Annotated in this window: 16 protein-coding genes; 10 read left to right on the plus strand and 6 right to left on the minus strand. The window is 33.9% G+C overall.

Annotated elements, in window-relative coordinates; genetic code table 11:
• The first annotated feature begins 8 nt into the window (after positions 1–8).
• Genes MV052_RS02020 through MV052_RS02030 form a run of 3 tightly spaced genes read left to right on the plus strand, consistent with a single transcriptional unit; the run spans position 9 to position 3,404 of the window.
• Positions 9–1,190 (plus strand): aminotransferase class III-fold pyridoxal phosphate-dependent enzyme, encoded by a 1,182-nt coding sequence (locus MV052_RS02020; RefSeq protein WP_297440486.1) that lies wholly within the window; start codon positions 9–11, stop codon positions 1,188–1,190.
• Positions 1,147–2,382, plus strand: coding sequence for a TolC family protein (locus MV052_RS02025; protein ID WP_297440487.1), 1,236 nt, complete (start codon positions 1,147–1,149; stop codon positions 2,380–2,382). Before MV052_RS02020 ends, MV052_RS02025 begins: the two co-directional genes overlap by 44 nt.
• Positions 2,383–2,396: 14 nt before the next feature.
• Positions 2,397–3,404: an SAM-dependent methyltransferase gene (locus tag MV052_RS02030; protein WP_297440488.1), complete on the plus strand. Its 1,008-nt coding sequence runs from the start codon at positions 2,397–2,399 to the stop codon at positions 3,402–3,404.
• On the opposite strand, the gene MV052_RS02035 is transcribed toward MV052_RS02030, so the two are convergent.
• From MV052_RS02035 to gatC, 3 genes are read right to left on the minus strand one after another with little or no spacing between them, the layout of a single operon-like run.
• Entirely contained in the window at positions 3,401–4,498 is a 1,098-nt protein-coding gene (locus MV052_RS02035; RefSeq protein ID WP_297440489.1) for a type IV pilus twitching motility protein PilT, read from the minus strand. The two genes, MV052_RS02030 and MV052_RS02035, sit on opposite strands and share 4 nt — an antisense overlap.
• Positions 4,495–4,836: a Spx/MgsR family RNA polymerase-binding regulatory protein gene (locus MV052_RS02040; protein ID WP_297440491.1), complete on the minus strand. Its 342-nt coding sequence runs from the start codon at positions 4,834–4,836 to the stop codon at positions 4,495–4,497. Before MV052_RS02040 ends, MV052_RS02035 begins: the two co-directional genes overlap by 4 nt.
• A gap of 3 nt (positions 4,837–4,839) precedes the next feature.
• Complete coding sequence (gene gatC, locus MV052_RS02045; RefSeq protein WP_297440493.1) at positions 4,840–5,130, minus strand: Asp-tRNA(Asn)/Glu-tRNA(Gln) amidotransferase subunit GatC; 291 nt, start codon at positions 5,128–5,130, stop codon at positions 4,840–4,842.
• A gap of 130 nt (positions 5,131–5,260) precedes the next feature.
• On the opposite strand from gatC, the gene MV052_RS02050 reads away from it, so the two are divergent.
• Genes MV052_RS02050 through MV052_RS02075 form a run of 6 tightly spaced genes read left to right on the plus strand, consistent with a single transcriptional unit; the run spans position 5,261 to position 9,367 of the window.
• Positions 5,261–5,857 (plus strand): hypothetical protein, encoded by a 597-nt coding sequence (locus MV052_RS02050; RefSeq protein ID WP_297440494.1) that lies wholly within the window; start codon positions 5,261–5,263, stop codon positions 5,855–5,857.
• Between the two features lie 2 nt (positions 5,858–5,859).
• On the plus strand, positions 5,860–6,852 hold the full coding sequence (locus tag MV052_RS02055; RefSeq protein ID WP_297440495.1) for a hypothetical protein: 993 nt from the start codon (positions 5,860–5,862) through the stop codon (positions 6,850–6,852).
• Entirely contained in the window at positions 6,853–7,680 is an 828-nt protein-coding gene (locus MV052_RS02060) for a tyrosine-type recombinase/integrase (protein WP_297440497.1), read from the plus strand.
• A complete protein-coding gene (locus MV052_RS02065) occupies positions 7,677–8,150 on the plus strand; it encodes an HD domain-containing protein (RefSeq protein ID WP_297440499.1) in 474 nt (157 codons plus the stop codon). The genes MV052_RS02060 and MV052_RS02065 overlap by 4 nt, the downstream gene beginning before the upstream one ends.
• Entirely contained in the window at positions 8,147–8,650 is a 504-nt protein-coding gene (locus MV052_RS02070; RefSeq protein ID WP_297440500.1) for a hypothetical protein, read from the plus strand. Before MV052_RS02065 ends, MV052_RS02070 begins: the two co-directional genes overlap by 4 nt.
• Positions 8,651–8,653: 3 nt before the next feature.
• Entirely contained in the window at positions 8,654–9,367 is a 714-nt protein-coding gene (locus MV052_RS02075; protein WP_297440501.1) for a sulfite exporter TauE/SafE family protein, read from the plus strand.
• 1 nt (position 9,368) lies between these two features.
• Here the strand turns inward: MV052_RS02075 and MV052_RS02080 are convergent, their stop codons facing one another.
• The gene (locus MV052_RS02080) at positions 9,369–11,078 is read right to left on the minus strand and encodes an ABC transporter ATP-binding protein (protein WP_297440502.1); all 1,710 of its coding nucleotides are present in this window, start codon (positions 11,076–11,078) and stop codon (positions 9,369–9,371) included.
• Positions 11,079–11,167: 89 nt separating this feature from the next.
• On the opposite strand from MV052_RS02080, the gene MV052_RS02085 reads away from it, so the two are divergent.
• Positions 11,168–12,241, plus strand: a complete 1,074-nt coding sequence (locus MV052_RS02085) for a glycosyltransferase family 9 protein (RefSeq protein WP_297440503.1) — start codon at positions 11,168–11,170, stop codon at positions 12,239–12,241.
• Between the two features lie 186 nt (positions 12,242–12,427).
• On the opposite strand, the gene MV052_RS02090 is transcribed toward MV052_RS02085, so the two are convergent.
• Positions 12,428–12,661 carry a hypothetical protein gene (locus MV052_RS02090; RefSeq protein ID WP_297440504.1) on the minus strand — a complete coding sequence of 78 codons (234 nt, stop codon included), beginning with the start codon at positions 12,659–12,661 and terminating at the stop codon, positions 12,428–12,430.
• Between the two features lie 66 nt (positions 12,662–12,727).
• On the minus strand, positions 12,728–13,246 hold the full coding sequence (locus MV052_RS02095; RefSeq protein WP_297440506.1) for a hypothetical protein: 519 nt from the start codon (positions 13,244–13,246) through the stop codon (positions 12,728–12,730).
• Between the last annotated feature and the right edge of the window lie 137 nt (positions 13,247–13,383).

A 13,383-nucleotide genomic window follows, 5' to 3' on the forward strand; every position in this document is an offset into this window, starting at 1 on the left:
AATAAATTATGAATATAAAAGAATTAGATAAAAAATATGTACTGCCAACATATGGACGTGCTGATGTTGCGTTTGTAAAAGGTGATAATGCAACACTCGAAGATGATGAGGGAAAAAAATATATAGATTTTACTTCAGGTATCGGTGTGGTTAGTGTTGGACATGGAAATAAAAGAGTTGCAAAGGCTTTATGTGAGCAGGTTGCATCATTGACACATACATCAAATCTATACTATATAGCACCTCAAGCTCTTGCTGCACAAAAAGTTGTAGAAGCAAGTGCTTATGATATGCAGTGTTTTTTTGGAAACTCTGGTGCTGAAGCAAATGAAGGGGCTATTAAGATAGCAAGAAAACATGGAGAGCGTGATGGAGAGATAAAAAGATATAAAATTATTACGCTAAACCACTCTTTTCATGGTCGTACGATAACAACAGTAAAAGCGACAGGTCAAGAGTCCATGCATAACTATTTTGGTCCTTTTCCTGATGGTTTTGTTTATGCTGATGGTATAGATGAAATTGCCTCTTTACTTGATGATCATACGGCTGGCGTCATGATAGAACTCATTCAAGGTGAGGGTGGTGTAGAGCCACAGGATAAAGAAAAAGTACAGGCTTTAGCGAAACTTTTGAAAGAAAAAGAGATTCCACTTATCATTGATGAAGTACAAACTGGAGCTTATCGTATTGGTGAGTTTACAGCTTCACAAGCTTATGGAATTGAACCTGAGATCATTACTTTAGCAAAAGGTGTGGGTGGTGGTGTACCTGTAGGAATTGTAATGACAACACTCAAAGAAGTACTCAGTGCGGGTGATCATGGTTCTACTTTTGGTGGAAACTTTTTAAGTGCACGAGCAGTGTGTGAAGTTGTAGATATTTTAGACGAGCTCAAAAAGAGTGGTGATTTAGAAAATACTTCAAGAGTGTTTAACAAAGCTTTGGAGGATTTTTATCAAGCAAACAGTGATGTATTTACTCAAAAAGTAGGTATTGGCATGATGTGTGGACTTCGAGCAAAAGATGCTGATACCTTGGCAAAGATTATAGACTTAGCACGTCAAAATGGTGTGATGGTCTTAAAAGCAGGGAGAAATACACTACGTTTCTTACCACCACTTACAATAACAAAAGAGGAAATAGATGAAGGCTTTCAAGCTCTTAGTACTGCTATGTCTCAGCTCTAGTAGTTTCATTTTTGCAAATGAAAATAATGCTTCATTAGATAAGTTTATCTCAGATTATAAGAATAAACAGTTTGAATATGATTATGAAAAGAGTGAAGCAGAGGGTTCAAAACTACGAGATTCGTGGATAGCACCACTGCGTTTGAATTATAGTTACTCTAAGAGTAACCCATTTTCCTCAGAGCAACTCAATGAAAATGCGTCTATACGTATGGATCAGCCTATTTTTCAAAGTGGTGGAATCTACTACGGTATTAAATTTGCAAATGCAAGCAAGTTGTACAATGATGTATCTATTGATGTTGCAAAACGTAAAATGATAAAAGATGCCATTGCTATTTTAATGCAGATAAAACAGACAGGGTACAGAGAAAAAAAGCAAAAATTACAGATAAAAAACTCTGAGATTAATTTAGCACAAAAAAAAGAGCAATATTTAAATGGACAGTTGGATTCGGGCTTTTTAGATAATGCTATTATTCAAAAAAATATCGTCACAGAAGCATTATATGATATACAAACAAATAAAGAGAGACTTATTAACAGACTGAAAGCTTTAAGTGATGTGGATTACAAAAAGGCCAATGTCTTACATTTAGATTCTATCACAAGAGAAGAATTTTTAGGACACAATATTGTACTGCAAAAAAGCGATGCAGAGATAGAGAAAAATAGATATGCAAAAGAGATACGAGTAGCAAAATATCTCCCAAGTATCAATCTAACAGCGGGATATAATTGGCAAAAAACATCCAATCAAGTCTTTCAGGTTGGACAAAATTTTGTTAATAATTCAAATGAACTTAATTTCTATGATTATGGTTTTAAAGCTTCACTACCTATAGATTTAAATACTTTTAAAGATATAGAATCTGCCAAAGTGGACTATCTTAAATCCCAAGTAGTTAGAACAGATAAAGAGAGAGAGCTAAGAGCACTCTATAATCAGGTGATGCAAAATATAGAGAACTTTAACAAAAAGATAAAACTCTCAAAAGAAAATAAAAAACTTTACGCAAAACTGCTTAAAGATACGAACAAACTGTATGCAGCAGGCTATAAAACAAAGTATGATGTTGATACTCTCTCAAATTCATTAAAAATTCAAACACTTGATACCAAAATATATGAGATGGATAAACAGTTAGAACTTCTTAACTTATATGAAATGTATCTCCATGATAAAAAGTAAAAGCAAGGATAAAAATGCGATTTAGCGAGTATATGACACAATGGCTGTATGGCGAAAATGGTTACTATGCCACATATAAAAATATAGGAAAAAGTGGAGACTTTTATACAGCAGTAAGTACAAGTAAATTCTTTGGTGGAACAATTGCTAAACATATTATCTCTTTGATAGATGAAGGTTTTTTAAAGTCAAACGCAGTAATATGCGAGATAGGGGCGCATCATGGTTACTTTTTGGCTGATGTGTGTGAATTTATTTATACACTCAGACCTGAACTCCTTTCTAGTTTTAAGTTTGTGATTATTGAGAAATTTGATGACCTACAAGCACATCAAACACGATATTTTGAAGAAAGTTTTGGCGACGCGGTGCAGTTGACACATTATAAAAGCTTGAGTGAATTACAATGCGATAATGCTTTTTTTATTGCAAATGAAATATTTGATGCTTTCCCTTGTGAGCTTTATTATAAAGGTAAAACTGCAAGTGTACAAAATCATAATGTAGAGTTTGATGTAGAAGATGAATGGGTGAGGGCTCAAGCTAAAAAGTATCATAAAGATAGAGGCGAGATAGCTGTAGGCTATGAAGAATTTGCACAAGAGATGGTAAACGCAGCAAAAAGTTTTGAATTTATGAGTTTTGATTATGGAGAGATGCAAGCACGTCCTGACTTCTCACTTAGAATTTATGCCAAACATACAGTGATACCATTTTTTACTCCCAAAGAGAATGAAGAGTATATTCCACGTGAGGAGCTTTTTGCAAAGAGCGATATCACGTATGACGTAACCTTTGCGCATGTTAAAGATGCCTACGAGGCTGCAGGTACCACATATATCGAGCTAAAAGCTCAGATGGTTGCTCTTGTTGATATGGGAATACTAGATCTTTTAGAGATCTTAAAAGATAATGCTGATGAAAAGATATATAAACAAGAACTTGAGAAAGCAAAAATGTTGATTATGCCAAATTTTTTAGGTGAAAGGTTTAAGATGATAAAGTTTCGAAAGACTCTTTAGAGTCCTTCTAGCATTTTCATTAACTCTTCTGGGCGGTTAGAGTTTTTTAAAGCATTTTCTCTTGAAATAACTCTTTTTTGAAGGAGTTCGATGAGTTGCTGTGCTTGTGTTGTCATATTCGTTTCTTGCTGATTTAATTGCATTTGTGAGTATATTTGATGGACTTTATCTTCTCGAATCTGATTTTGAACAGCAGGGTTGGTAATGAGAATCTCTTGTGTTGCAACCTTACCACTTCCAATACGAGGAATAAGTGTCTGAGAAATAACAGCAACAAGAGAAGATGCAAGTTGTGCACGAATTTGTGCTTGTTCTTCACCTGCAAAAACATCGATGATACGGTTAATCGTTCCTGGAGCTGAGTTTGTGTGCAGTGTACCAAAAACAAGGTGTCCTGTCTCAGCAGCAGTTAGAGCCGCACCAATAGTTTCAGCATCCCTCATTTCCCCAATAAGTATAATATCAGGATCTTGACGAAGTGCATACTTTAAAGCTGCCGCAAAAGACTTGGTATTGCTCCCTACATCACGTTGGGAAAAGAGAGATTTTATATTTTTATGAACAAACTCAACTGGGTCTTCGATGGTGATAATGTGTCGTCTTTCTGTCATGTTGATTTCGTGTAGCATGGAAGCAAGGGTTGTTGATTTACCACTTCCGGTTGGACCAGTAACAAGAATGAGACCCTTTTCCTTTTTTACAAGTTCTTTAAATATTGGAGGATTTCCATACTCATCAAGTGTTGGAATTTCAAGAGGAATCATACGAAATGCACAGGCAATTCCGTGAATAGTACGGTAATAGTTAGCACGAAAACGTCCAATCTCTTTAAGCTCAAATGAAAAATCAAGTTCGTTATGTTCTTCAAACTCTTTCTTTTGTTTGTCTTCTATAAGTGAGTAAGCCATCTCTTCAACATCTTTAGCACTAAGTACGGGAAGATTTAAAGCGCGGATCTCTTTGTCAATTCTAATCTGAGGTTCACTTCCTACAACAAGATGTAAATCAGATGATTTAAAAGCTAGGACACTTTTTAACAGTTTTTTGATATCTAAAGTTTTGTTTGAACTTTGGTTCTCTACTTCTTCACTCATAAGAAACTCCTTTGGTATATTTCTTCATTAAAGCCTACGATAACTTGATCATTAAACTCCACTACTGGGCGTTTAATCAAAAGGTTTTCCTTGCAAAGCCACTCTTTTTGTCCCTCTTCATCGAGGTTTAACTCTTTAAGCTTTAGATTTCTATATGTAGTACTTCTCGTGTTAAATAGCGTTTTCATATCAACTTTTGAACTCCAATAAGAGATCTTCTCACAAGGTAGTTTTTCTGTTTTAAAATCAAACAGTTCATACTCAATCGCATGTTTTTTAAAAAACGACAGGGCTTTTTTTACACTGTCGCAATTTTTGATGCCATAAACTTTTAGCATTTTTTACTCTATAATTTTAGGAACGATGAAAAAATCATCAGCACTTTTTGGTGCATGTTTTAAAACATCTTTACTAATTGTTGGATTGTTTTGTGGAATGTCTTCTCTGAGTGGAGTAGCTCTCTCACTCATAGCAAAAGTTCCATCAACATTTTGGGTGTCAAGTTCACTTAAATTATCCACAAAACTTACAATTTCAGATAATTGTGCGATTATTTCTTCACGTTTGTCATCATTAACTTTTAAAAAAGATAATTTTTCCAATCTAGTTAAGAGTGCGTCATCTACTTGCATTTGATATCCTATAAATATTTTATTTATTAAATTTTATCATATAAAACTTAGTATTGCACATGGATTTGATGAAACTTTAACTTAGTTATGGGTAATATTATGAACTTTTAAAAAAATAAAGGAACAGTTTTTGAGCTTAAAAGATAATATTGGGATGGTTAAAGAGGAACTTACTTCAGAAGAGAAGTTTTTCGAAAAAGCAGTAGTGACTGAAAAGTTTGTAAAAAAATATAAGAATGCAATGATAGGTTCAGTAGTTGTTATTGCTCTTTTTGTAGCTGGAAATATCATTTATGATGTGAATAAAGAGCATACATTGCAAGAAGCAAACGCAGCTCTATTAACTTTGAAAACAAACCCTCAAGATACAGCAGCACTGAAAAACCTGCAATCGTTAAGTCCTGAGTTGCATGATGTGTGGCTTTATTCACAAGCTGTTGTCAGTAAAAATGTAAAAGATTTACAAAAGCTTGAAGCTTCTAAGGCACTTTTGATTAATGATCTTGCAACGTATGAAGAGGCTCAAAACTTACAAGATAAAGAAAAATTGCAAGCCTATGCTGAGAAACAAGGTGCGATATATAAAGACTTAGCACAGATACAAGTTGCCATTATATTAATGAATGAAGGTAAAATCAAAGAGGCACATTCAAAACTAAAAATGATAAGTATTGATTCTCCACTTGCAACTGTAGCAAAAGCTTTAATGCATTACGGAGTGAAATAGCATTGAAAAAAAATCTTCTTTTTCTTCCTTTATTTATGCTACTTTTTTCTGCTTGTAGTACAAAAGAGGTGTATGAGCCTAAAGTAGTCTCTGGGGAGTGGAAAAAATATGCTCCTTTAAAATCAAAGATTGTTGATAGATCTTCTAATGTAGCTTTACTCAAAGATGGAAGAGTTCTGAGTAAAAATGGCATTATAAATGTCAAAATAGATAAAGAACAAAGAATTATCTCTCAAAGTGATGGTTGGATTTTGAGTGCAACTATTGATGGAAACTTGACACTGAGATCTCAAGATGATCAAAACAAAACAAAAGAGTTTGAACTTAAAAAAACTATTGCAAGTGCTAGTGTAGATAATGATATGCTTGCTGTGATGTTTGCTGATGATGAGATGGCACTCTATGATATTCCAAGTAAAGCACTTTTGTTTAAAGAGCAAGGTGGTAAGTCTGTTGCTTCAGATATGCGAATAGTCAATCCTTATTTTATGAATGATTTACTCATTTTTTCAACGCTTGATGGAAAAGTAGTCATTGTAAATACAAAACTCAAAAAACGTCTCCGAACAGTAATCGTATCATCTCAAGATTATTTTAACAATATCATTAACTTTAAAATTGTTGACAATAAAATTATTGCACTAAGTAATTCTAAAATGCTCTCTTTAACGAAAAAAGAGCTACGTCAAAAGTATGAGATAAGAAATATTGCTTATGATGATAAAACAATATATATCACAACAAAGCAGGGCGAAGTTATAGCATTGACACCAGACTTACAAGTTGAGCAAAAAGTAAAGTTTCCTTTTGCACACTTTTTAGGGCTTATAAGTAGTGAAGATAAACTCTATGCACTGGAAAAAGAGGGTTATATAATCACGATAGATAAAAAAACTTTTGATTACACTGTAGAAGACGTAGATATTCACGATGGTTTTGTGTTTACTGCAGGAAAAGTTTTTTATGTTAATGACGAGAAAATTTTAGTAGAATAGATGTCAAACGAATTAGAAGCCTTTTTAGAGTATATTACTGTAACAAAGGCTTTAAGTAAAAAGAGTGTTCAAGCATATCAGAATGATTTAGTTCTTATTGAAGAACATTTTAACAAGCCACTTATACAACTTAATACACAAAATCTTCTTTCCTTTTTAGCAATTTATTCAAATAAGCGTACACTCAATAGAAAACTCTCTTCAGTGAATGCCTTTTTTGATTTTTGTTATAAGGAGCAGTTTAGTGAGGAAAAAACAAAACTTAAATTTGCTAAAATACCAAAACTGCTTCCTAAATTTTTATCTTATGAAGCTATTTTAAATGCTTTAGATCTAATAGATAAAAGTACATGGATAGGTAAACGTGACTACGCTTTGATACTTTTTTTGTATGCAAGTGGAGCACGCATTAGCGAATGTCTTGAACTATCTTTGCGTGATATAGAAGGAGAGTGGTTGCACATTCGTCATGCCAAGGGTGAAAAAGAGCGTATTGTTCCCTTGGCTAGAGTTGCCAAAGAGGCCATAGATACTTACTTAGAAGCCTGTACTTTTAATAAAGAGTATATTTGGTGTAATTATCAAGGTGGAAAACTCAGTAGAATTTCGGCTTATAAAATTACACAAAAATACCTTGGGGTCTCCCCTCATGTTTTACGTCACTCTTATGCGACTTCTCTGATACGTGGCGGAGCAGATTTACGTGTAGTGCAGGAGCTTTTAGGGCATGCATCTTTGATGACTACGCAAATTTATACACATATACAAAGGCAGGATCTAAAAGATACTGTTGCAATCTGTCATCCGATGGCAAAGGAGTATTTATGAATACAACAAACAATAAAATATTTTCAAAGCCATTTTTAGACTCATTGTTTTTTACACAAAACAATTATCATCAGCATGGCGTTTTTTTGCATACACTTCGTGTCACGTATTATGCGCTAAAAGGTGGCGGTATGAAATTTTTTGCAGCAGGATTACTCCATGATGTAGGAAAGCCTTTTACTGCGTTTAAAAAAGATAAAGAGGATTATGAGTTTAATGAGTGGAGTTTTACAGACCATGAAGAAAGAAGCTACCAAATCATAAAAAATTGGCCTTTTATAAGTGAATATACGAAAAAAATAGTAAGATATCATTATCTAATTCGTGACATTAAAAAATCAAAAACAGAAAATTATCCAAGATATCTTGAAAAAAAAGCTATTTGGGATAGTTTAGATGATAAAATGCAAGAAGATTTAAAAAAATTTTTACAATATGATGACCAAGGAAAAGGTAAAAGAAGAAGATGAAAAAAATAATGCCTTATATTGTTATAGCCATTTTAGTTTTAGTTATAGTGACTGTGTTTCTTTCTCTAGCAAAAGTACAGCATATGGTAGTCATTAAAGAAGGCAATCTTAAAAAACTACCACTTACAATGCAAGTACATAAATTTCAAGACAGCTTTTGTGGTATGGTTATAGATGACCTTGATTATGCTTCTCAGGTGATAGCTCCTGATGGAAGAACATGGTTTTTTCATGATCATGGAGATTTTGTACAGTGGCTAGAAGATAAAGAGTTTAAAGATAGTGCCATCATCTGGGTAACGAGTAGAGATACGCACAAATGGATAGATGCAAAAAAAGCGTACTATTCACTGAATGAAACAACACCGATGGGATTTGGCTTTGGAGCGTACGCACAGAAAAAAGATGGTATGATTGATTTTGACACAATGCGTTTAAAAGTGCTTCGTGGTGAAACGCTGAAAAACCCCAAGATACGAAAACAGATATTAGGAAAATAAAGTATGGATAGTATTAGTTTATTGACGATTATCAGTATCGCTTTTTTAGGTTCATTTGGACACTGTATAGGTATGTGTGGTGGTATTGTTGTGGCTTATTCGACTATAAAAATAGAACCAAAAAGCTCAAAAGTATCTAAAACAGTTGCTCATCTTCTTTATAACTTTGGGCGTGTTTTTACCTACACGATTTTAGGCTTACTGTTTGGCTGGGTTGGGGGAGTAGTCGTATTTAGTAATAATGCTAATGGCATACTGCTTATCATTGCTGGTATTGCGATGATTTTAGCAGGACTCTCTTTGATGGGAAAAATTAAATTTTTGACTATCATAGAACATTCCATCTCTTCTTCAAGCTTTTATAAAAAATCTTTTCAAGAAATTTTACACTCAAAATCAAATGCAAGTTTTTTTATTTTAGGGATGCTAAATGGTCTGCTACCATGCGGATTTGTTTACTTCTTTGCTATCACTGCTGCGAGTACAGCAAGTCCTCTATATGGGGCTTTAGTGATGTTTATCTTTGGTGTGAGTACAATGCCTGCGATGTTTTCTCTAGGCTTTCTTTCATCACTTGCTTCAGCAACTAGCTTTAGAAATATGATGATGAGTCTCTCTTCAGTTGCAGTTATTTTATATGGAACGTTTACTATTTACAATGGCTACACATATATAGCCAATCCTCAAAAAACTATACTCGATTGTCATAAATCATAAATTATTTAAAATGACCAGCTAGTTTTTTGTAAACATCTGAACTCTCTAGCAGTTCAGTATGTGTGCCACTTGCGACGATTTTCCCTTTTTGTAGTACTAAGATTTTATCAGCATGTTCAATCGTTGAGAGTCTGTGCGCGATTGTAATGGTGATTTTATCTTTTGTGTACTCTTGTAGTGCATGTTGTATTCTCTTCTCTGTTTCATTATCAAGTGCTGATGTCGCCTCATCAAAGAGTAAAAGAGAGGCATGCTTGTATATCGCACGTGCGATTGCTATACGTTGTCTTTGTCCTCCTGAGAGGTTTGCACCTGCCTCATCCATCATTGTATGGATGCCATCATCAAGATTTTGTACAAAGTCATAAGCATCTGCGAGTTTTAAAGCCTCAATTACTTTAGCTTCATCTATCACATCTTCTCCATATGCAACGTTAGCTGCGAGGGTATCTTGAAAGATATAGATACGTTGTGTTACCAATGCTATGTGATGTTTTAAAGACTTTTGTGTAAACTCTTTGATGTTGGTACCATTGATGAGGATTTCTCCACTGCTTGGGTCATAGAAACGCAGTAACATATTCATAAATGTTGATTTTCCGCCACCACTATCTCCAACAAGAGCGATGTTTTGTGAACTAGATATTTTTAAATTAATGCCATCTAGGAGATTTGTATTTTCATATTTAAGTGTGATATCTTTGTACTCTATAGTTTTAATGTCTTCTTTAAGCTCTTTATCACCATCTATAATTTTGTTTTTTGTATCTATAATCTCAAAAACTCTTTCGCTCGCAGCGATTGCGTCTTGAATTTTTGAATAGACGCCACCGATTTTACGAATAGGCTCAAAAACGAGTCCAACAGCAGTTAGAAACGCAGTGAATTCACCAACAGTCATTTTCCCGTCAAATACTTCTCTACCACCTATATAAACAACTATAGCAAGACCAGAAACCGCTATGGTTTCCAACATAGGTGATACTAAGGCACCTACATAGATAGCTTTCATATTTATTTTAAAAAATTTCCAGTTTTCAACGCTATAACGTTCAATCTCAAACTTTTCTGTATTATTTGCTTTTATAATTTCACTATTGTTAAATACTTCTGTAAGTCTTGAAACTAAATCAGCATTTTTGCTTTGAGAGCGGTGTGAATACTTTTTAAGTTTTTTTGCAATCATCATAAGTGGATAGATAACTAAGGGAACAACAATAAGCGTATAAAAAGAGAGAAGAGGGTTGAGATATATTATATAGCCAATAAGAGTAATGACAGTTATGATATCTCGAAACATATCAGGAAGCATATTGGATACAAAATACTGAATACGACCAATATCATTTGTGATACGAGAAATAAGCTCTCCACTTCTGTTTGTATATAAAAATGCCATATCAAGAGTTATCATTTTATGGAGTAAAATTTCTCGAAATCGAGTAACAATACTCTGTCCGATATACTCCATAAATACGGTTTGTATGTATTTTCCCACTGCCTTTGTAAGATAAATAGCAATAAGTCCAAAAGGAATAAGATAAAGCATTTCCTCTTTTTTTTGGATAAACATCTCATCCATCATAGGTTTCATGATCTGAGCTGTTCCAGCAGTAGATATAACTATAAGTAGTCCACCAAAAATAACAAGCATATAGTAAAGTTTATACTCTTTGATGTAGGGCCAAAATCGTTTGATTATTTCTTTCAAGTTTTCTCCAGATATTATAATAGTGATATTCTACACTATTAGCACTTCTAAAAAGCCTAAAGTTAAAGAAAAAATTTGTATAATTTTATATGAAAATTCCTTTACATACAAAATTAAGAAGAGCCTTTCGAGGATATCTTTATGCAATCATTTCAAAAATTGTTCACGTTGGTGAAGTACAAAGTTCTTTGGATAAAAGTAAAATCAATAAGATTGTTATCATCCGTCCCAATTACCGTATAGGTAATATTATCTTTTTAACACCTTTGATAAATGAAATAAAAAAAGCCATGCCTCAGGCGAAAGTAGATGTCATAGTAGGCATGAAGCTTGCAGGTGAGATACTCCAAGGAATGCCAAACGTAGAAAATGTGCAAAGTATCCCACGTGCTTTACTACTACATCCCATCGAGCTTTATAGATTTATCAAAGATGCACGAAAAGAAGAGTATGATGTAGCAATCAATATCTCATCAGGATCTCTAAGTTCAGAGATTGTTACCTCTTTGGTGAATGCAAAATACAAAGCTGGATTTGAGACGAAAAATTTCACAACCTTAACACATGCCGTGAAAAAAGAAAAACTTTATCAACATTCAGGGCATCAAACACTTGAGCTTTTAAAGCTCTTTGATATTGCTCTTCCTTCAAAAGAAACGCTCTTAGATATACAACTGAGTGATGAAGAAATAGATAATGCAAAAGAGGAACTTCAAAGACTTCTACAAGAAAATAGTATTGCCAAAAATACAAAAGTGATAGCACTTTTTAGAAATGCAAGATTTGATAAAAAAATCCCAGATGCATGGTGGCAAGAGTGGTTTGACTCACTCAAGAAACTTGATAAGAGTGTTGTTGTAGTAGATATACTTTCGCCAGATATTGTAACAAAATTGAATGATGATGTTTTAGAATACTCAAACAAAAATCTTCGAGCACTTGGTGCATTTTTTCGTGCTTGTGATATCTATGTTAGTGCAGATACGGGTCCTCTGCATTTAGCTTCTGCTTCAGGTGCAAGAGTGCTTGCGCTGTTTAACAAAACAAACGCAGCAGTATATGGAACACTCGGAAGTAAAAGTAAAACAGTAGATATCAATGGACTCTCAGCCAAAGAAGTAGCTAGTTTAACTGAGAACTTTTTACTAAAAGACCATTTGTAAGATTTGTTATACTTGCATTTTCATCTACTTCTAAGATAGTTACGTAGAGGTCTTTACTATTGTCAGTGTTTGAGATGGCTCTATCCCAAGCTTTTGTAAGTGTTATAGGATCTGAGAAAAGTGTTTTTATACTTTGATCATCAGGAAATAGTCTACTCTGGGATGAAACAAGTAAATATTTGTTTTTTAGAGGTTCCCATTATTTACTTTGTCAAAAGAAAGGAGTGTTTTATTCATATCTTCTAAGAGTTTTGTTGTTGTATCAAAAGTGTTGTCATGAACATTGAGCGTGAGAGCATTGACTTCAAGTGCATTCTCAGTTGGACAAAGATAGGTTGTTGTGTCTTGTTTTGTCTCATCACAGCCATTAAATACAACTAAAGAAACAAGCAAAAATGATTTTTGAATTATCCTTTTCATTTTGATTGTCTCCTTATTCTAGGGTAAGTTTGACACCATTTGAGAGTGATGATATTACATTGTTGTTTATACCTTAACAGCTATATAGATTACATCAGAGTTGCTTGCCGCAAAGTCAGCAACTCGAAGCCATGCACTGTTGAGTGTTGCTGTAGAGTCTATGTAGAGTGTTATAGTTTTTCCTGCCTCAAAAAGTGGTGTAGTTGAAACATACAAAAGATATTCACTCGGGGCTGTTGTGATTGTTATCGTTGGTGCTGTGGTTTTTGAAGCGATAGAGCTGTCTGTTGGTGTTGTTAGGATGACACTATTTGCCAGCGAGCTAAGAGCAGCATTGCCTGTGAGTGCTAAAAGTGTGTCTGAGAGTAGTTTTTCAGTTGCTACTATTTTATTAGCCATTGTGAGAATTCTCTCAGACATTACACCTATGTCATCAGAAAGTTTTGAGACAAGTGTTTGTTGGTTTGTAACAGTTGTTCCAAGATTTTCAATACTGGCATCAAGCGTTTCACAGGTTGTTGTTTGAGCAGTGAGTGAAGCTGCTAGAAGAAGTGCAAATGTACTTTTAAGCATAATACTTTTCATGTCTTACTCCATTAAATTACTGTTTACTTTATTGGTGTCATTATAGCATAAGTTATTTTAATAGTTATCGTGGTAAATCAAAACTAAGATAACTTCAAAACTATATGAAATTATAAGCTAGATTCCCAGTCAAGCTG

This window comes from Sulfurimonas sp., from assembly GCF_026988655.1.
Taxonomy (GTDB): domain Bacteria; phylum Campylobacterota; class Campylobacteria; order Campylobacterales; family Sulfurimonadaceae; genus Sulfurimonas.